The sequence below is a fragment of the Streptomyces sp. AC627_RSS907 genome, assembly GCF_019049165.1.
Genome location: NZ_JAGMUE010001335.1, coordinates 1 through 626, shown reverse-complemented (window position 1 = coordinate 626; position 626 = coordinate 1). Strand labels below are relative to the sequence as shown.

The window sequence follows — 626 nt, the reverse complement described above, 5'->3', positions numbered from 1 at the left end:
TGGGGCATGGGTGTGTGGTGGGCCACACCGTAAGTTGGTCCAGACCTCTCGTCAAGAGGTCTGGACCATGTCAAAAAGGGGGTCGCTCGGCACGATGCCCCGCCCGGAGGAGTTCCGAGCGGGGCACCGAACGACCCGAGTCGGCCCCGAAGCCGGCCCCGACCACCACGGGCGATCCGCCTCCAGGCGGGTGCGCGCGCGGCGGCCGGGGCGTCGACGGACCCTAGTCCTGCTGTGCGCTGCTGGGCAGCGCGCGCCAGGCGACCTTGGTCTTGGTCTTGAAGGACCAGTCGAGCATCTTCTTCGCGTCCGCGTAGCGGTTGCCGTCATTCAGGATGACGCCGACCACGGTGCGCTTACCCTTCGTCGTGGCGAAGACCAGGCACGGACCGGCGGCCGTGCCGGTGCCGGTCTTGATGCCGAAGGTGCCCTGGTACGAGCCGAGCAGCTTGTTCGTGTTGTACCAGGTGTACGTGCGGCCGTTGGTGGCCTTCTGCTTGGTGCTCTGCGCCTTCACGACCGTCTTGAAGGTGCTGTTGCCGATGGCGTGCCGGGCCAACTTCGCCATGTCGCGCGGCGTGGTGTAGTTGGAGCCCTTCGCGGAGATGCCATCGAAGGAGTCGTAC

General features: G+C 66.9%; 1 protein-coding gene. It reads right to left on the bottom strand.

The window, feature by feature from the left end; translation table 11 throughout:
• Positions 1 to 223 precede the first annotated feature (223 nt).
• The coding region (locus KUM32_RS41785) for a D-alanyl-D-alanine carboxypeptidase family protein (protein WP_374227623.1) at positions 224 to 626 on the bottom strand (403 nt) is incomplete at its 5' end.